Annotated in this window: 9 protein-coding genes; 4 read left to right on the top strand and 5 right to left on the bottom strand. The window is 67.7% G+C overall.

Annotation, left to right across the window (positions count from 1 at the left end; all coding sequences use genetic code 11):
* Nucleotides 1-19: 19 nt before the first annotated feature.
* From tssE to ASD87_RS20360, 5 genes are all read right to left on the bottom strand, one after another.
* Nucleotides 20-505, bottom strand: a complete 486-nt coding sequence (gene tssE / locus ASD87_RS20380) for a type VI secretion system baseplate subunit TssE (protein WP_056325732.1) — start codon at nucleotides 503-505, stop codon at nucleotides 20-22.
* A gap of 82 nt (nucleotides 506-587) precedes the next feature.
* Nucleotides 588-1091, bottom strand: a complete 504-nt coding sequence (locus tag ASD87_RS20375; protein WP_006226591.1) for an Hcp family type VI secretion system effector — start codon at nucleotides 1089-1091, stop codon at nucleotides 588-590.
* A 45-nt stretch (nucleotides 1092-1136) separates the two neighbouring features.
* Nucleotides 1137-2630, bottom strand: coding sequence for a type VI secretion system contractile sheath large subunit (tssC, locus tag ASD87_RS20370; RefSeq protein ID WP_056325730.1), 1494 nt, complete (start codon nucleotides 2628-2630; stop codon nucleotides 1137-1139).
* On the bottom strand, nucleotides 2623-3138 hold the full coding sequence (tssB, locus tag ASD87_RS20365) for a type VI secretion system contractile sheath small subunit (protein WP_056325727.1): 516 nt from the start codon (nucleotides 3136-3138) through the stop codon (nucleotides 2623-2625). The genes tssC and tssB overlap by 8 nt, the downstream gene beginning before the upstream one ends.
* A gap of 70 nt (nucleotides 3139-3208) precedes the next feature.
* A complete protein-coding gene (locus tag ASD87_RS20360; RefSeq protein ID WP_230964931.1) occupies nucleotides 3209-3808 on the bottom strand; it encodes a M48 family metallopeptidase in 600 nt (199 codons plus the stop codon).
* A 254-nt stretch (nucleotides 3809-4062) separates the two neighbouring features.
* Here ASD87_RS20360 and tssJ point away from each other — a divergent pair, with 254 nt between their 5' ends.
* The 4 genes from tssJ to tssI all read left to right on the top strand — a co-directional run bounded on the left by tssJ (nucleotide 4063) and on the right by tssI (nucleotide 15787).
* On the top strand, nucleotides 4063-4680 hold the full coding sequence (gene tssJ, locus ASD87_RS20355; protein ID WP_081100935.1) for a type VI secretion system lipoprotein TssJ: 618 nt from the start codon (nucleotides 4063-4065) through the stop codon (nucleotides 4678-4680).
* 66 nt (nucleotides 4681-4746) lie between these two features.
* Nucleotides 4747-6093, top strand: coding sequence for a type VI secretion system baseplate subunit TssK (gene tssK / locus ASD87_RS20350; protein WP_056325717.1), 1347 nt, complete (start codon nucleotides 4747-4749; stop codon nucleotides 6091-6093).
* A 16-nt stretch (nucleotides 6094-6109) separates the two neighbouring features.
* Entirely contained in the window at nucleotides 6110-6889 is a 780-nt protein-coding gene (gene icmH / locus ASD87_RS20345; RefSeq protein WP_056325715.1) for a type IVB secretion system protein IcmH/DotU, read from the top strand.
* A gap of 93 nt (nucleotides 6890-6982) precedes the next feature.
* Nucleotides 6983-15787, top strand: coding sequence for a type VI secretion system tip protein TssI/VgrG (gene tssI, locus ASD87_RS27555; RefSeq protein ID WP_082586372.1), 8805 nt, complete (start codon nucleotides 6983-6985; stop codon nucleotides 15785-15787).
* Nucleotides 15788-15822: the final 35 nt, after the last annotated feature.

The following is a 15822-nucleotide window of genomic DNA, read 5'->3' as shown; positions in this document are numbered from 1 at the left end:
TGCGTTACGAATGGGGGCCTCAGACCGTGGCCGGGCTCTTGGCCCAGCCCTTGGTCACGGAGTACTGCAGCGTCGAGGGCTGCAACGTGGCGTCGAAGGTGACGGGCTCGTGGGCGGGTCCCACGTCCAGCATCGCCGTGATCGCGAAATACAGCACCGAGGTCGCGCGGCTGTCCACCTGGAGCATCACCCGCACGTGCGTCAGGCGAGGCTCGTGGCGCGCGATCGCCTGCTCCAGCGACCGGCAGATGAATTCGCGGTCGTAGTGGCTGGCGAGACTCAATCCGGAAAAGTCCGACAGGCCGTACGTCAGCACCGACCGCTGGCAGTTGGGGAAGCGCCGCAAGTCTTCCTCGGTGAACACCATGCGGGTGTTCAGCAAGGCCTCGATGTCGCGCGCCACCGTTTCCTTCATCTCTTCGATCGACAGGCGGCGCAGCGCATAGGGCGATTGGCCCTCCGCCTCGAACAGCTTGTCGAACAGACTCGGTTCGAATCCTTTCATCGGGGCCTGATCAATCCGGAGACAGCAAAAAAATGGACAGCGGCCCGGCTCGGGCCGCGGTCCCTTGGCAACCTGGCAGCGATCAGACCGAGTAGGTCTTGTCGTTCTTGGTCAGGCTCCAGGCGCCCTGGGCGTTGCCGCCCTGGTTGCCGCCGACCTTCTGCTGCGTGTACTTCCACTGCACGGCGGCGTACTTCAGCGAGAACGACTCGTGCGGCAGGCCTTCGGCAACCACTTCCGGCGCCACACGCGCAATGATCACGTACTTGAGCTTGATTTCCAGGTACTTGACCCGATTGCCCTCACCGTCCGCGCGCAGAAAATCGATGGTGACTTCATCGAACGTCGTGCCGCCGGACGCGTGCTGATACAGCAGCGGGCTGACCACGTCCAGATCCTTGGTGAAGACCATTTCGCCGTGTTCGGTGCGCTCGGCGGTATGGCCGCCCGAGGTCGACGCGGTGGCCGAACGCGGCTGGATGATTTCATGGCGCCACGAGCTGACTTCGATCCAATCCGGGTGGTCCTTGTCTTGCGATTCGCCCTTGAGCGCCGGATTGCCGAACTTGACGTAGATGTCCTTCATTGTTGATAACCTCTTTCAATGGATGAGTGGTCAGTGCAATGACGATCAGGATTTCTGAGCCTGAGCCGGCAGTTCGGCAACCAGGCGCAACGAGATCGAGAGTTCGTCAAGCTGGAAATGCGGCCGCAAAAACGCCACGGCGCGGAAGACGCCCGGACGTCCCGGGACCTCGGCCACCTGCACCGAAGCTTCGCGCAGCGGAAACTGCGCTTTTTGTTCCTGCGTCGCGTTGTCGTCCAGCAGCACGTACTGCGACACCCAGCGATTCAGGAAACTCTCAACGGACTGCGCCGACGCGAAGCTGCCGATCTTGTCGCGCATCATCGCCTTCAGGTAATGCGCCACGCGCGACACCGAGAAGATGTACTGCAGCTGCGCCGACAACACCGCATTGGCGTTGGCGCTGTCCGTGTTGTATTTCTTGGCCTTCTGCACCGACTGTGCGCCGAAGAAGGCCGCGTAGTCCGAATTCTTGCAATGCACCAGCGGGATCAGGCCCTGATCGCTCAGTTCCTTTTCCCGGCGGTCCGTGATGGCGATTTCGGTCGGGCACTTGAGCGCGATTTCGCCGTCGTCCGTCTTGAACGTGTGCGTCGGCAGGTTCTCGACCAGACCGCCGCCTTCCACGCCGCGGATCGCGGCGCACCAGCCAAAGTCGGCAAACGCGGCCGTCAGACGGGCGCCGAACGCCCACGCAGCGTTGCACCACAGGTACTTCGAGTGGTCGGTGCCGTCCACGTCCTCAACGAAGTTGAAGCCTTCGACCGTGGTGCCTTCCACCGGATCGTAGGGCAGGCGGCCCAGAAAGCGCGGCATGGTCAGGCCCACATAGCGGGAGTCTTCCGAATCGCGGAAGCTGCGCCACTTGGTGTATTCCACGGTGTCGAACACCTTGGCCAGGTCGCGCGGGCGGCCCAGGTCGGCAAAGCTGTCCAGGCCCAGCAGTTCGGGCGAGGCCGAGGCGATGAAGGGCGCGTGCGAAGCCGCGGCCACGTGCGACATCTGCTCGATGAAGTACATGTCCTCGGGCTGGCGCGTGATCTCGAAGTTGCCCAGCAGCGCGCCGAACGGCGCGCCGCCAAACGTGCCGAACTCTTCTTCGTAGACCTTCTTGAACATCAGGCTCTGGTCGAAGTCGATGGCGGTCTGGAAGTCGCGAACCAGGTCACGCTTGGTGGTGTTCAACACCTTGATCTTCAGCATCGGGCTGGTGTCGGTCTCCTGGCACAGGTAGTGCAGGCCGCGCCACGTGCTCTCCAGGTTCTGGAATTCCGGCGCGTGCATCACCTCGCTCAGTTGCGCGGAAATCAGGCGGTCCAGCTCGGCCACGCGCGCATCCAGCATTGCGGAAAGATTGTCGGACACCACCACGGTGCCCTTCATGACTTCACGCACCAGCTCACCGATGATGTCTTTGGCGCGATCGTGCTCGGCGGTCGACTTGGCGACGCGGCTTTGCTCGACAATCTGGTCCAGCAGGCCGCCTTGCGCGTCGGCCGGGGCGGCGGCGGTGTTCTGTGCAGCGGCGGAATTACTCATTGCGGCCTCCCTTGTCGGTCTCGCTGGTCAACTGTTGCAGCTTCTCGGTGCTGGACAGCACTTCGCCCAGCAGGTCTTCCAGCTTGTCGTTGCCCGCCAGCTTGTTGCGCAGGTCCGCCAGCTTGGTGCGTATGTCGAGCAATTCGCGCAGCGGATCCACCTGCTGGACCACGGCTTCCGGGCGGAAATCCTCGATCGAACGGAACTTCAGGTCCACGCCGAACGTGCCGCCTTCCTCGGTCAGCGCATTCTTGACGCGGTACGCGGCGCGCGGCTCCAGCCCACGCATCACGTCGTCGAAGTTGTCGACGTCGATGTTGACGAACTTGCGGTCCTTCAGACGCGGCAGCTCGGCTTCGGATTGCGCCGAAAAGTCCCCCACCACGCCCACGACGAAGGGAAGCTCCTTCTGTTCGATGGCGTCGCCCTTCTCCACGTCATACGTGAGCTGAACGCGCGGCGGACGGACTTTCTGCAATCGTTTCTGAACGCTTTCTTTCTTGGCCATGGATGGCTCCGTGCAAAGGATCGTGGCGGTCGGTCAGGCGCGCCGGGCTACCCGGCGCTGCCTGGGCGAATCACTTGGTAAGCAGGTCGCCGAACGGGTTCGGCGCGCGGTTGGGCTGCTGGGCGGGCTGGGTTGCGGCGGGCGACGCATTGGAGGCGGCCCCCGGCGCGGCGCTGGGAGTGACCTTGGGTGCGGCAGGCGTCGATGCGGCGGGTGCGGCACCCGTAGCGGCGGCGCTGGAAGGCGACGCACTCGCCGGGGCGGGGTCGGCCTTGCGCGGCGGCTGACGCGGACGCGGCGGCGGGCGGCGGCCTTCCGGGAACAGCACATCCTGCCCCAGCGTCTCGCGCATTGCCGCGGCCAGGGCCACGGCGTCTGCGCGCGCATTGCCAGCCAGCAACGCATCGGCGCGCAGGTCCGCCAGCGACTGCATGGCCACGCGCAGGCCGCCGACGGCGCGCACGCTCTTGGCCACGAAATCATCCGGGTCGCGGCTCAGCGCCTCGTCGGCCGCGACGATGGCTTGACCATATTTCTGTTCGTCGAAACGAATCTTCGCGATGTAGGACCACGGCAATCCCTTGGACGGATTGCGGACCGCAATCTCCTCGAATTGCGCGACGGCCTGGTCGGCGCTCTTTTGCTCAAGCGCCTTTTCCGCTTCGGCCATGGATTGTTTGTATTCGGATTCCGACTGCGGTTTTACCGACGCGCAGCCGGCCATAACGGCAACGACACCTGCGAGAACGACGAGGCGGGGAAAGCGCATTTTTAAGCACCTAGCGGGGTTGTAACTAGGGGCCGTATTTCAACAACCTTTTGTTAGCCCAGCGCTACAGCAAGTGTCTTCATGTTACTTGCGTCGAAATTGCGCCTAACGTGCTGCGATCTGTATTGCTTCACACACTTCCGGTATAAAGGGCCATGTCCAAACATATCCATTTATCACGCTTCTTCGCAGTCGCGGCTTGCTCGCTTGCAAGCACCGTCATTACTGGATGTGCGGCCGTATCAGCCATCGGCGCGGTGGCCGGCTTGACCGGAAATGCGATGGAGATGGCGGGCCTGAAAAAGCCCGAAAACGCGCCTGTCGAGGTGAATTTGACGATCCATGCCGGAGAAAATTTGAATGCCAGCAGCGGACAGTCGATGGCTGTGGTTACAAAAATATACTACCTGAAGAATCCTGAGCAATTCCAACGTGCGCCGCTCACGCAATTGATAGACACTGCTGCCGAGAAAGCCACGCTCGGGGAATCCGTGCTGGGAATACGTGAGCTGACGCTCACACCCGGCCAACGGTTCGAAGCCGTCGAAAAGGTCCCCAAGCAAGCCGATTACATCGCGATCGCCGGGTTGTTCTACGCGCCCGCGCCGATGCGTTGGAAGTATGTATTCAAGGTCGACGACGTGGAAGACAGTGGGATTGTGCTGGGCGCGCACGCGTGTGCGCTCACCGTCGCCACTGGCAAACCCACGTTGCCGGCGGGCCTGCCAGCCTACGACCCGGCACGCCTTTCCGGCGTGCAGTGTCCCGGTTGACGCGCATTGCGCGTAGGCCCGCCTTCTATATGAAGACATGGAAAGACAAGCAAAGGGAGCGCCAACTTGAGTCACTCAGCCAAAGTCCTTTGGGGCGAAGGGTTGTTTCTGCGGCCGCAACATTTTCAGCGGCAGGATGCCTATCACGAAGACCGGCTGGCCGAGATGGCCCGCGCCTTGCATCCCTATGCGTGGGGCCTGCGCGCCGCGCGCTTCGATGCATCGGCACTGGCCAACGGCATGTTGCGCGCCACAGAAATGAGCGCGGTGTTTCCGGACGGTGAACTCTATAACGCCCCCCATGGCGATGAACTGCCGCCGCCGGTAGCGCTAACCGCGCTGGATGGCGTCACCGAAGCGGTCTTTTATCTGGCCATCCATCCGCTCAAGGCGATTGGCGGCAATTACCGCGATGGCCAGTCGGCAGCCAGCTTCGACTCACGCTACACGCACAACAATGCGCCGGCCCCCGACCTGTACACGGGCGCCACCACGGCTGAGCTGGCGTTCCTGCGCAAAGACGTGCGCCTGATCTCGGAATTCGAACCGCGCGACGCGCTACTGGCTATTCCGGTAGCGCGCGTGCGCCGCACCGCCAGCGCGGGCTATGAGCTGGACACCACCTTCGTTGCGCCGAGCCTGTCGTTGACGGCCTCTGGCGCCCTGCATGAACAGCTGCGCCGACTGCTGGACGCGCTGCAGGCCAAGGTGAATGCGCTGTACGGCTTTCACCGCGAACCCAGCAAGAACATCATCGAGTTCCGCTCGGGCGACGTCGCCTCGTTCTGGCTGCTGCACACGGCCAACGAGGCCTACGCCACGCTGTCGCATCTGTTTCACCACCCGCAGCTCCACCCGGAACGCCTGTTCCAGGAACTGGCGCGGCTGGCGGGCGCGCTGATGACGTTCTCCAAGCTGCATACGCTTGCCGACCTGCCCGTCTACCGGCATGACGCACCCGGCCCGGCGTTCGCCCGCATGGACGAAATCCTGCGCGACCTGCTGGAAACGGTGATCTCCACACGCTACTTCTCCATCGTGCTGGAAGAGTTGCGGCCGTCGTTCCACATGGGCAGGCTGGACTCGGAAAAGCTCGACGAAACCACGTCGCTGTATCTGGCCGTGCAGGCCGCGATGCCTGCCTCGGAACTCTCCGAGAGCGTGCCCATGCGCTTCAAGGTGGGCGCGCCGGAAGACGTGGACAAGCTGGTGCTGTCGGCCATGCCCGGCGTGCCGCTGGCCTACACGCCGCAGGTGCCGCCGGCGGTGCCCGTCAAGCCCGGGGCGGTGTATTTCGCGCTACAGGCGCGGGGTTCGCTCTATGACCGCATGCTGCAAGCGCGCAGCATCGCCATCTACGCGCCCGCCGGCATCCCTGAACTCAAGCTGGATTTGATTGCAGTCACCCGCTGACAGGACACGTACTTCCATGACCGCAGACGCTCCCTCCCTGATGCCCGGCGCCACGCTGCCGCCCCGGGCCGCCGAGTTCCACGCCAGCCGTCCGGCCAGGTCCTTGCTGGACTTGTTGTATGACGGTTTCCTGATGCTTTTCCTGCTCAAGAGCGGACAGGAGCCCACCGACGCCGCGGCGTTCTCGGCGCGGGTGCAGCAGTTTCTGGCGGACTACGAACGCGCCGCCAAGAAAATGGATATTCCCGCGGAAGACGTGTATGCCACCAAGTATGCATTCTGCGCCGCAGTGGACGAGACCGTGCTGAATTCGCAGTTCGCCATTCGCGACGCGTGGATGCTACAACCCCTGCAGCTCACCTTGTTCGGCGAACAACTGGCTGGCGAGAATTTCTTTGCCCGGCTCGAAGACCTGCGCGCCCAGGGCGCGCCGCGCCTGCAATCGCTTGAGATCTATTACATGTGCCTGTTGCTCGGTTTTCAGGGCAAGTACCTGATCGAGGGCCAGGAAAAACTCGGCTATCTGACTGCGCGTCTGGGCGACGAGATCGCGCTGCTGCGCGGCAAGCGCACCGGCTTCGCGCCTCACTGGCCGCTGCCCGACAAGGTGGCGCACACGCTGAAACGCGACGTGCCGCTGTGGTCGATCATGGCTGTCTTTGCGCTGCTCGGCCTGCTGGCGTTTCTGGGGATGCGCCACTTCCTGAACACCGAGATGCAGACGGCGATGGCGCCGTACCACGACATCGTCAAGCTGGGTCCGCGCGCCGCGCACCTGACGATTTCGCTGCCATAGCGTCCGGGCCGATGCCCGGCCCCCGCTTTCACCCGTCCCCTCCCGGCGCGTGCCCCGCGCCCCGGCTCTGCCGACCGACATTCGCCACGTCCTATGAACGCCTTGCCTTCGAACGCCCCGGCCTACTCGTCATTGAACATCGCCACGCTGTCGCAGCAGGCGCGCCTGCTGCGCCTGGACACCCCGCTGAACGCCGAACTCGTGGTCGAACACCTGAACCTGCGCGAAGGCGTGTCGCGCCTGTTCTCGCTGACGCTGGATTGCCTGGCGGCCAGCGCCGAAGTGGACGTGAGCGCGTTGCTGGGCAAGGAGATCAGCGTCAGCCTGCTGCAGGCCGATGGCGCGATGCGGCGGTGGCACGCGGTGGTGGAAGGGGTGGACGCGCTGGGCGCCGACGGCGGGCTGGCGCGTTTCCGCCTGCATGCCGCGCCGTGGATGGCCGCGCTGGCGTTGCGGCGCGACAGCTTCATCTACCAGGACCTGTCGGTGCAGGACATCGTCAGCGAGGTGTTTTCGGATTATCCCCAGGCCGCGTTCGCCTTTGAATTGAGCCAGGCGCTGGAGCCGCTTGCCGTCTGCACGCAGTATCGAGAGTCGGACCTGGCGTTCGTCGAACGCATCCTGGCCGAGGCGGGGCTGAGCTATCGCTTCGAACATCAACAGGACGACGGCCAGTCCGCCAGCGGCGGCGCGCGCCACCGCGTGGTGATCTTCGACGCCGACGCCGCGCGTCCGCAGGACCCGGCCTCGCCCTTGCGCTTTCACCGTAGCGACGCGACCGAAACAAGCGACAGCATCACCCGGTTTGCCGCCCGGCAGGCCGTGCGGCCCAACCGCGTGGCGCGCGCCGCCTGGAACGAGCGCACGCTGAACGCGCACGCCGCGCAGAGCCAGTCGCAGGTGCAGGTGGAATCGCTGCCCGTCCTTGAAGACTACGACTACGCCGGCCATGGCCGCTATGGCGACGACGACGCAGCCGAGCGGAGCGCCGCGCGGGCGCTGCGCGCCCATGAATCCGAGGTGGTGCGCTTTGAGGGCGCGGGCACCGCCCGCTCGCTGGCGGCAGGGCACGTGTTCGCGCTGAGCCAGCACGCTCGCTACGCCGAAGGCGGCGGCGGACAGGCCGCCGATGAACTGGGCGGCAACCGTTACGTGGTGCTGGACGTGACGCACGAAGCCACGAACAACCTGGGCAGCCAGGCCGCGCAGGTGTTGAACACCCCGGACATGGAGCGCGGCACATACCGCAATGTCTTCGTTGCGCAGCCCGACGCCGCCGCGTTGATGCCCGCGTGGCGCGCGCGCCCCACGGCGCCGGAAAGCCTGGCTGCCGTGGTCGTCAGCGCGGCCGATGCGCCCATCACCGCCGACCGCGATCTGCGCGTCAAGGTGCAGTTTCCGTGGCAGCGCGGCGAAAAGCCGCTGCCGGGCGGCCTGCCGCATCGCACGCATGGCGATGCCAGCGGCAATGCGCCCGGCGATGACCGCTCGGGCACGTGGCTGCGCGTGGCCAGTGCGCAGGCGGGCCCGAACTGGGGCGCGCACCACATGCCGCGCGCCGGCACCGAGGTCATCGTTGAATTCATCGACGGCGATATCAACCAGCCCGTTGTCGCGGGGCAGCTCTACAACGATGCGGATCTGCCGCCCTGGTCCGCCGGCGAAGACGGCGACGCCAATCACGCCGGCGTGTTGAGCGGGTGGCACAGCCAGGGCCTGGATGGCGCGGGCCGCAACCAATGGCTGTTCGACGACACCAAGGGCAAGCTGCGCACGCGGCTGGCCAGTTCCACCGCGGCCACGCAACTTGGGCTGGGCTATCTGGTGGAACAGGACCTGGACGACGCCAGCCGCGGCCAATGGCGCGGCACCGGCTTTGAACTGCGCTCGGATGCGTGGACGGTCGTGCGTTCCGGTCAGGGCATGCTGTTGTCGGCCACCGCGCGGGAACAAGGCAAGTCGACGCAAGCCGATGCAGAGGAAGCCTTGCTGCTGCTGCGCGGCGCGCAGGACGCGTCGCGCCGGTTGAACGACAGCGCGGGCCAGCACAAGGCGCGCCCGCTGGCGGCGTCCGAGGGCTACGAGGATCTGCTCAAGGCGCTGGACCCCAAGCTGGAAGGCCGCTACGCCGCCCAGGTGAACGGGCAGGCCGCGGGCAAGGCCGCCGACGGGAAACGCACCGGCGAGGCCGCCGTCGAGCGCATCAACGGCCCGCATCTGTTGATCGATTCGCCGAACTCGCTGAACCTGGCCACGCCGGCCAGCGCCGTGTTGCACGCGGGCGAACACCTGCACGCCACGGCGCAATCCGATGCGCATGTGGCCGCCACGCAAACCTATGCGGCCGTGTCGGCACGGTCGGCCAGCGTGTTCGCGCAGCAAGGGGCGATACGCGCGGTTTCGGCGCACGCGCCCGTGTCGCTGCACGCCCACACCGACATTCTGGAAGCCCTGGCGGGGCAGGACATCACCGTCACGTCATCGGCCGAAGGCATCGAGATCCTGGGCCAGCAGCGCGTCACCTTGCAGGCAGCGGGTGGCAGCGTCATCCTCGACGGCGCCGATATCGTCTTCAAGGGCCCGGGGCTGTTTTCGGTCAAGGGCGCCACGCACAACTTCGTCGGCCCCGGCAGCGATGCCGCCGCACTGCCGGCGCTGCCCAGCACCACGGTCGACGACCCGCTGATCGTCAGCGCAGAGCTTATCCACAAGGACGGCGCCCTGGCCTCGGCCGCCAAAAAGGCCGGAACCAGCCTGATGGCCGGTTTTGGCGGCGCGGCGGGTGCGGCCGGTGCGGGCGGGGGCCTGGGCGGATTGGGCGACCTCGCGCCCAGCGGCTTGGGCGAACTGGGCAAGACGGCCGCCGGCGCGGCGGCCAAGCTCTCGCAATTTGCCGGCCAGGCCAACACATTGGCCGGGCTGGCGAAAAATCCCATGGGCGCGTTGTCGCAGGCGCCGGGCTTGCTCGGCGGCATGGGTTCGACACCCTCCGCCGTGGGAGGCTTGCTGAACACGGCCAAGAACACGATGGGCATGGTGTCGCAGGCGCAAGCCATGATCGCCAACCCGATGTCCGCGCTGCCCGCCGCCTCCGGCATGCTGGAGTCCGTCGCGCCCGGCGCGGGCGGCATGATCGACGGCGCGACAGCAGCGGTTGGCACGGTCTCGAAGGCGGCTGAATGGGTCAAGGACCCCACCGCTGCCCTGCCCGCTGCGACCGACATGCTGGCCTCGGCCGCGCCCGAAGGCGCGTCCAAGATGATCACGAGCGCCGCGTCGATCGCGGGACTGGGCAAGGGTGCAGAGGCAGGTTCGGGCGCGGGGCTCGGCGCCGACGGCGGACTGACGGGCGCGGCCGCGACGCCGTCTTTCGCGCCGACGGGGACCGGCGCTGCGCAATCGGCGGCTGCAGGATCGGCGCCAGCGTCGGCATCAAGCCCGATGAATGCGGCGAGTGCGTCGCCGGCCGCCGACCCGGCAGGCGCAGGCGCATCGGCTACGGAAGGGACATCGGCAACGGCTGGTGCGTCGGCTACTGCAGGGGCATCGGCAGGTGCATCGGGAACGGCAGGTGCGTCGGCAACGGCAGGCGCATCGACGCAGGCTACGGCTTCCGCGACCACGGCAACACCGGCATCCGCGGCCCCCTCCGCCGTTTCAGGAAACCCGGCGTCCGCGTCGGCACAGGCCTCGTCACCGGCCTCGCAAACGGTCTCGCAATCGGCCTCGGAAACGGCGTTGGGATCGGCAGCAACGTCGGAATCCGCCGCGACGTCCGCCCCGCAGGCCACGGGGGCCGCAACGCCTCCGTCTTCGGCGGCCCCCGCCGCTGCGGCGGCCGCGGCATCGCCCGCAGGCGCCATGGCTGACAACAGTGCGCATCCGGCCAACGGCACCCTGCAAGCGCCGTCCGCATCCGACGCCGCAACACAAACGCCCACGCTTGCCACGGCAGCGGCCGGCAGCGGCGCCGCGTCCGCAATTCCTTCCCAAGCAAGCACCAGCGCCGGCGTGGGAACTAGCTCTGGCGCGGGCGCGGGCATCGCTTCAGTCGCTGGCGCGGGTGTCACATCGGGCGCAACCCTGGCAGGCACAAGCATCGCGTCCAATGCGTCGCTCGCCAGTGCGGACACCGGCGTCGCCTCCGGCATGCACCTGGCAGATGCGAGCCCGGGCATTGCCTCCGGTACGTCCTTCACAAGCGCGGACGCAGGTATTGCCTCCGGCACGTCCCTTGCAAACACGGACGCCGGCATTGGCTCCGCCACTTCCCTCGCAAGCACGGACGCCGGTACAGCCCCCGCCGCGTTCCTCGCAAACACAGACGCCGGTATTACCTCCGCCGCGTTCCCCGCACACACAGACGCCGGGGCACCCGCCGCCGCGTCGCTCGCAAACACAGACGCCGGTGTTGCCTCCGCCGTGTCCTCCGCAAGCGCGGACGACCTTCTGGCATCTGGCGCCGTGGCCGCTGGCGCGGATGCGAACATCGCCTCGCCGGCATCTGTTGCTGGCGCGGACGCTGGCGTTGCGTCTGCCATCGCCACCTCAAGCTCCGGCACGGCCGTCCCATCCATCGCGTCGGCTGCTGGCGGCGCCGCCGCTTTTGCTGCTGGCGCAACGGGAGTCGGCATCCCGGCCACGGGCTCGCTGGCTGCCTCGTTGGCGGGCCGCAGCAGTTCGGCGTCCGCAGCGATGACCATCGCGACCCAATCGGGATCGGGGTCGGAGTCGGGATCGGGGTCCGGATCGGCGTTTGACTCGCAAGCGTCCAAGGCAGGCGAGCCCGCTTTCGGCTCGTCCTCATCGGTCGCGTCCACCGCCGCTACGCAATCCGACGCTGCCGCCCGCTCGCATCTCTCCCCCATCGCGGGCACGGAAGCGCCCGGCCGCATCGAGGCGGACGCCAGGACGGCGCCGGGCTCGACCCACGATGCAGCGCCGTCCGCGTCCATGGCCGCGCCGGGCCACGCCCGTCAGACAGTGGGATCGGGAGCCGCCATCGGCCTGCTCGCCGCTGTCGCCGGAACCGTGGCCGCGACGACGTCGCGTCGTATGCACGCCCAGGACGGCGATGACGACACGCAGCACGCGCATGACGGCGACGACGCCACCCAGCACGCCCATGACAGCGACGACGCCACCCAGCACGCGCAGGTCGACCCGACACGTATCGGCGCCGCCGCCGCGGGACTGGCGCCCGCGTTCACGCAAGGATCGACAGCGCAGCATCCGGGCGCGTCGCCTGACGCGCATCGCTCGACCGGCCCAGCCCCGCATCTCGAACGCACGGCGGAACGGGACGAGCAGACCACCCACGCGGAACAGACTGCGCGGGACGCGCGCGACTGGCTTGCGCGCGGCACGTCCGCCCACCGCGAAGGCGGCAGCGACAAAGCGTCCGGCATGCCCGCAAGCCAGCGTGCCGATGCCCCCGCGGCCACCGGTGCGGCCGCTGTGCGCGGGTCGATAAACGCCCCCGCTCATGACGCGGCTGATGCCGCGCAGCAGGACGACACGGCCAAGGGGCGCAGCCCGGCTGCGAATGCCGCGCTGCTCGCGTCCATTGCGGCGGGCGCGGGCAGTCTGTTGGGCGCCACCTCTGCCGCGGCCAGCAGCGTCACGCAAGCGGCGTCCGGCTCGACCGCCGCGCCGGGCAGTCTGCCCGATGCATTGGCGTTGCCGAATGGCGCGCCATCCGTTGCGGCGCCGAGCGTGCCGGTCGCGTCAGACGCGGCGATAAGCGGGTTGCCGGTTTCCTCCGGCGCCACGGACTCGGGCGCTGCCCTGGCCGGCGCGCCGTCGCTGCCCGAATCGGCCGGCGTTTTCACCACGCCGCCCTTGTCTGGCGCGGCGCCGCAAACGCCCGGCTTCGTGCCTGCGTCCGGCGAGAGCCTGCCTCAGGGAACCGGGCTGCCCGGTGCGACCGGGGACGGCACTTTCGGGCTTCCTAACATCGAAGCTTCTCCCAGCCCATCCGTTGCCGTCGGCGCGGCGGGCGCGGGAGCGGCAGTTGACGCGGCCGCGGCAAGCGGCGCCGCGACCTCGACCCTTCCCGCAGCCACGGGCGGCATCGCCAGCGCGGGTCCGCTCGCAGGAACAGACGCGGTTGCAGGTTCCGCGGGGGCTTCTCCCCGTTTGGCAACTGCCGACGTCAGCGAAGGCACGGCGGCACGCGCCGGAATAGAGACAGGCTCAGCGGATGCAGGTGTTGGTGCAGGTGCCGGTGCAGCAGGTACAGGTGCCGATGCAGGTGCAGTTGCTGGTGCAGCAGATACAGGTGCCGATGCAGGTCCAGTTGCTGGTGCAGCAGGTACGGGTGCCGGTGCAGGTTCAGGCACAGGTGCTGGAGCTGGTGCTGGTGCTGGAGCTGGTACAGCAGGTGCGGGCGTAGGCGCAGCAGATGCAGGCGCAGGGGCAATCCCCGGCACCGACGCGACCGCAAGTTCAACGAACGCCTCGGCGGCCTCCGCTCCCATCGGCGCGAATGGCGCGGCCGCGCCGAGCGGTTCCGCAGCGGCCGATGGCAGCGCACCGGCAACCGCCACCACGCAAACTACCGGCGCGCCCTCCCCGGCGGACGTCTCTTCATCGCAACCCGCCGAGACCACCGCCCCCATCGCTGGCGGCGGCGCCAGCCCAACGCCTCCCCTCGCCGCCAGCAACACCACCGGCGCAACGCCGCCCCTGGCAAGCGCCAGCACCGGTGCCGATGCCACCAGCGCAACGCCGCCCTTGGCAAGCGCCAGCACCGGCGCCAGTGCCACCGGCGCAGCGGCCGGCGCCACCAGCGCCACGCCGCCCTTTGCGCCGGCCGGAACCACAGCCCCTGCCGCCCCGCCGGACACCGTGCTCGGCGCCGAGACCGCGCGCGCGGCGGGCATGGCCGACAGCACACCGGCAACCCGCGCGACGGACCTGTCAGCCGCAAGCGGTGCAGCCGGTGCAGCCGGCGCTGCCGCGGGCGGGGGTGGCGGCGCCGGGGCGTCCGGCATTGCCGCCGTGGCGGGCGGCGGCACCCTGGCGGCCATCGCGCAGCAGGCCAGCACCGCCTCCACCGTGCTATCTAGCGCCAGCACGCTCGCCGGCGGCGGCGTCAGCGCCAACGTTGGCGCAGCCATCGTGCCCGTCATGACGCAAGCGCTGAACTCGGCGGGTGACCGCGCCGCCGCGCTGAGTTCAGCCGTGGACACGCTGTTCTCACTGCCCGACGTGAAGCAGGCCAACATTCCCGCCGTGGCCGGCGCCATTCTCAGCATGCCGGGCCTGTCGTCCTCGTCGGTGCCGGGCGTCATTGGCGCCATCCTGCAATCGCCCACGCTCGCCACCGAAACGCTGCCCAAGGTGGCCGAGGTGTTGATGAAGATCCCGGGCGTGGCGGACTCGCCGCTGCCGCAGATCGCGCGGGACGTGCTGGACACGATCGGACTGGGCCCGGTCGCCCGCACGCAGGGCACCAATCTGCCTGGCGGCCTGCCCGGCCCGTCCGGCTCCGGGCGTGTGGTGCCCAGCGTCTCCACGTATCGCGGCCGCCAGGATGGCGCGCGCCTGCAATACGTCAACCTGGAACGCGCGGACGAACGCTGGAACGACGGCAACGCGTTGACCACCACCGAGCGGCAGACCCGACGCCCGCGAATCCACGTGGAGTTCAACCGTCCGGGCGCGCACCGCTTCACCATCACCGTCAAGGCCGACGCCGGCAACATCGCCTACTCCAGCCGCGAGCGCGGCCGCCGCGCCAGCTACCAGGAGCCGCACGCCAACCCGCGCAGCTACGTCACGGACGCCGACGGCACCCGCATCGTCGATGACATCGACCTGCCCGCCGCCGGCCGCAACGTCTATCTGTTCGAGGTGCGCGACGAACGCGGCCAGCTCATCAAGACGGAGCGCGTCGAGACCGCGCGCCGCCTGTATATCCAGGAAGTGATGTGCATGAGCGCCCGCCCCGCGAACCATCTGGCCGACGTGACGCCGGTCACCGCGGAATTCGCGCTGCACGGCATCGACATGATCCAGCTGCCGCGCCTGCAATTCCGCGGCCGCTCGGCGGTGGATGCGGCGGACAACGTCGACGCGCAGCAGGCCATCATGGACGCCGTGCGCCGCGTGTACGCCACCTCGCCCGGCAAGCAGCGCGAGCCTTACACGCTGGTGGTGTGCCACGTCGACCGGCTGGCCGCGCCCGGCACCAGCGGCGACATGCGCCTGCCCGTGCCGGCCGGCCCGGGCGGACGCGTGATGACGGTGCCCATCGTCAACGACGACCGCACCCTTGCCAGCCTCTGGTACGAGTTCGACGACAGCGACGACTGGCTCGTCCACGCCCGGTATATCTACACCGACGCGTCGGGCGCGGAACGTTCGATTCCCATTCCGCGCCATTTGATGACGCCGCTGCGCGAAAGCTCCGGCGCCGTCTTCTCCGTGAAGGTCGACCTGACCCAGATTTCGTCCACGCCCCTGAACGGCGTGCTCAACATCCAGTTCAACACGGTCGCCGCCAGCTATGCTGGCCTGGCCATCACCGGCACCAACCTGCTGTTCGTGTCCACGCTGGATCCCTACGTTCCTAACTCGCAGGCGTACCTGACGGAAACGCTGGCCCACGAAATGGGCCACCTGCTCGGCATGGTGCCCAGCGGCCCCGATTGGCCCGGCCTGCGCAACGAAGACTCCTCGGCCGACGATTCCAAGCTGGATCCGCCGCAGTACTTCTACTACAACATGGGAGGACACTGCTACTTTGGCCTGCCCAACCGGAACGGCCAGTACAGCGATGAGATCGGGCAGTGCGTGATGTACGGCATCACCTGCGCCAACATCCACTTCTGCCCGAGTTGCAGCAAGGCCGTGCGCAAGGTGGACTGCTCGGAAGGCTGGACCTCATTCTGACGACGCGCCCCGGATCACCCTCGCCCTCTGAAACG

The sequence above is a fragment of the Achromobacter sp. Root170 genome (assembly GCF_001428165.1).
In the GTDB taxonomy this organism is placed as follows: Bacteria; Pseudomonadota; Gammaproteobacteria; order Burkholderiales; family Burkholderiaceae_B; genus Achromobacter; species Achromobacter mucicolens.
Note: the sequence above shows the minus strand (reverse complement) of the source record. Positions and strands in the feature narration are given on the sequence as shown.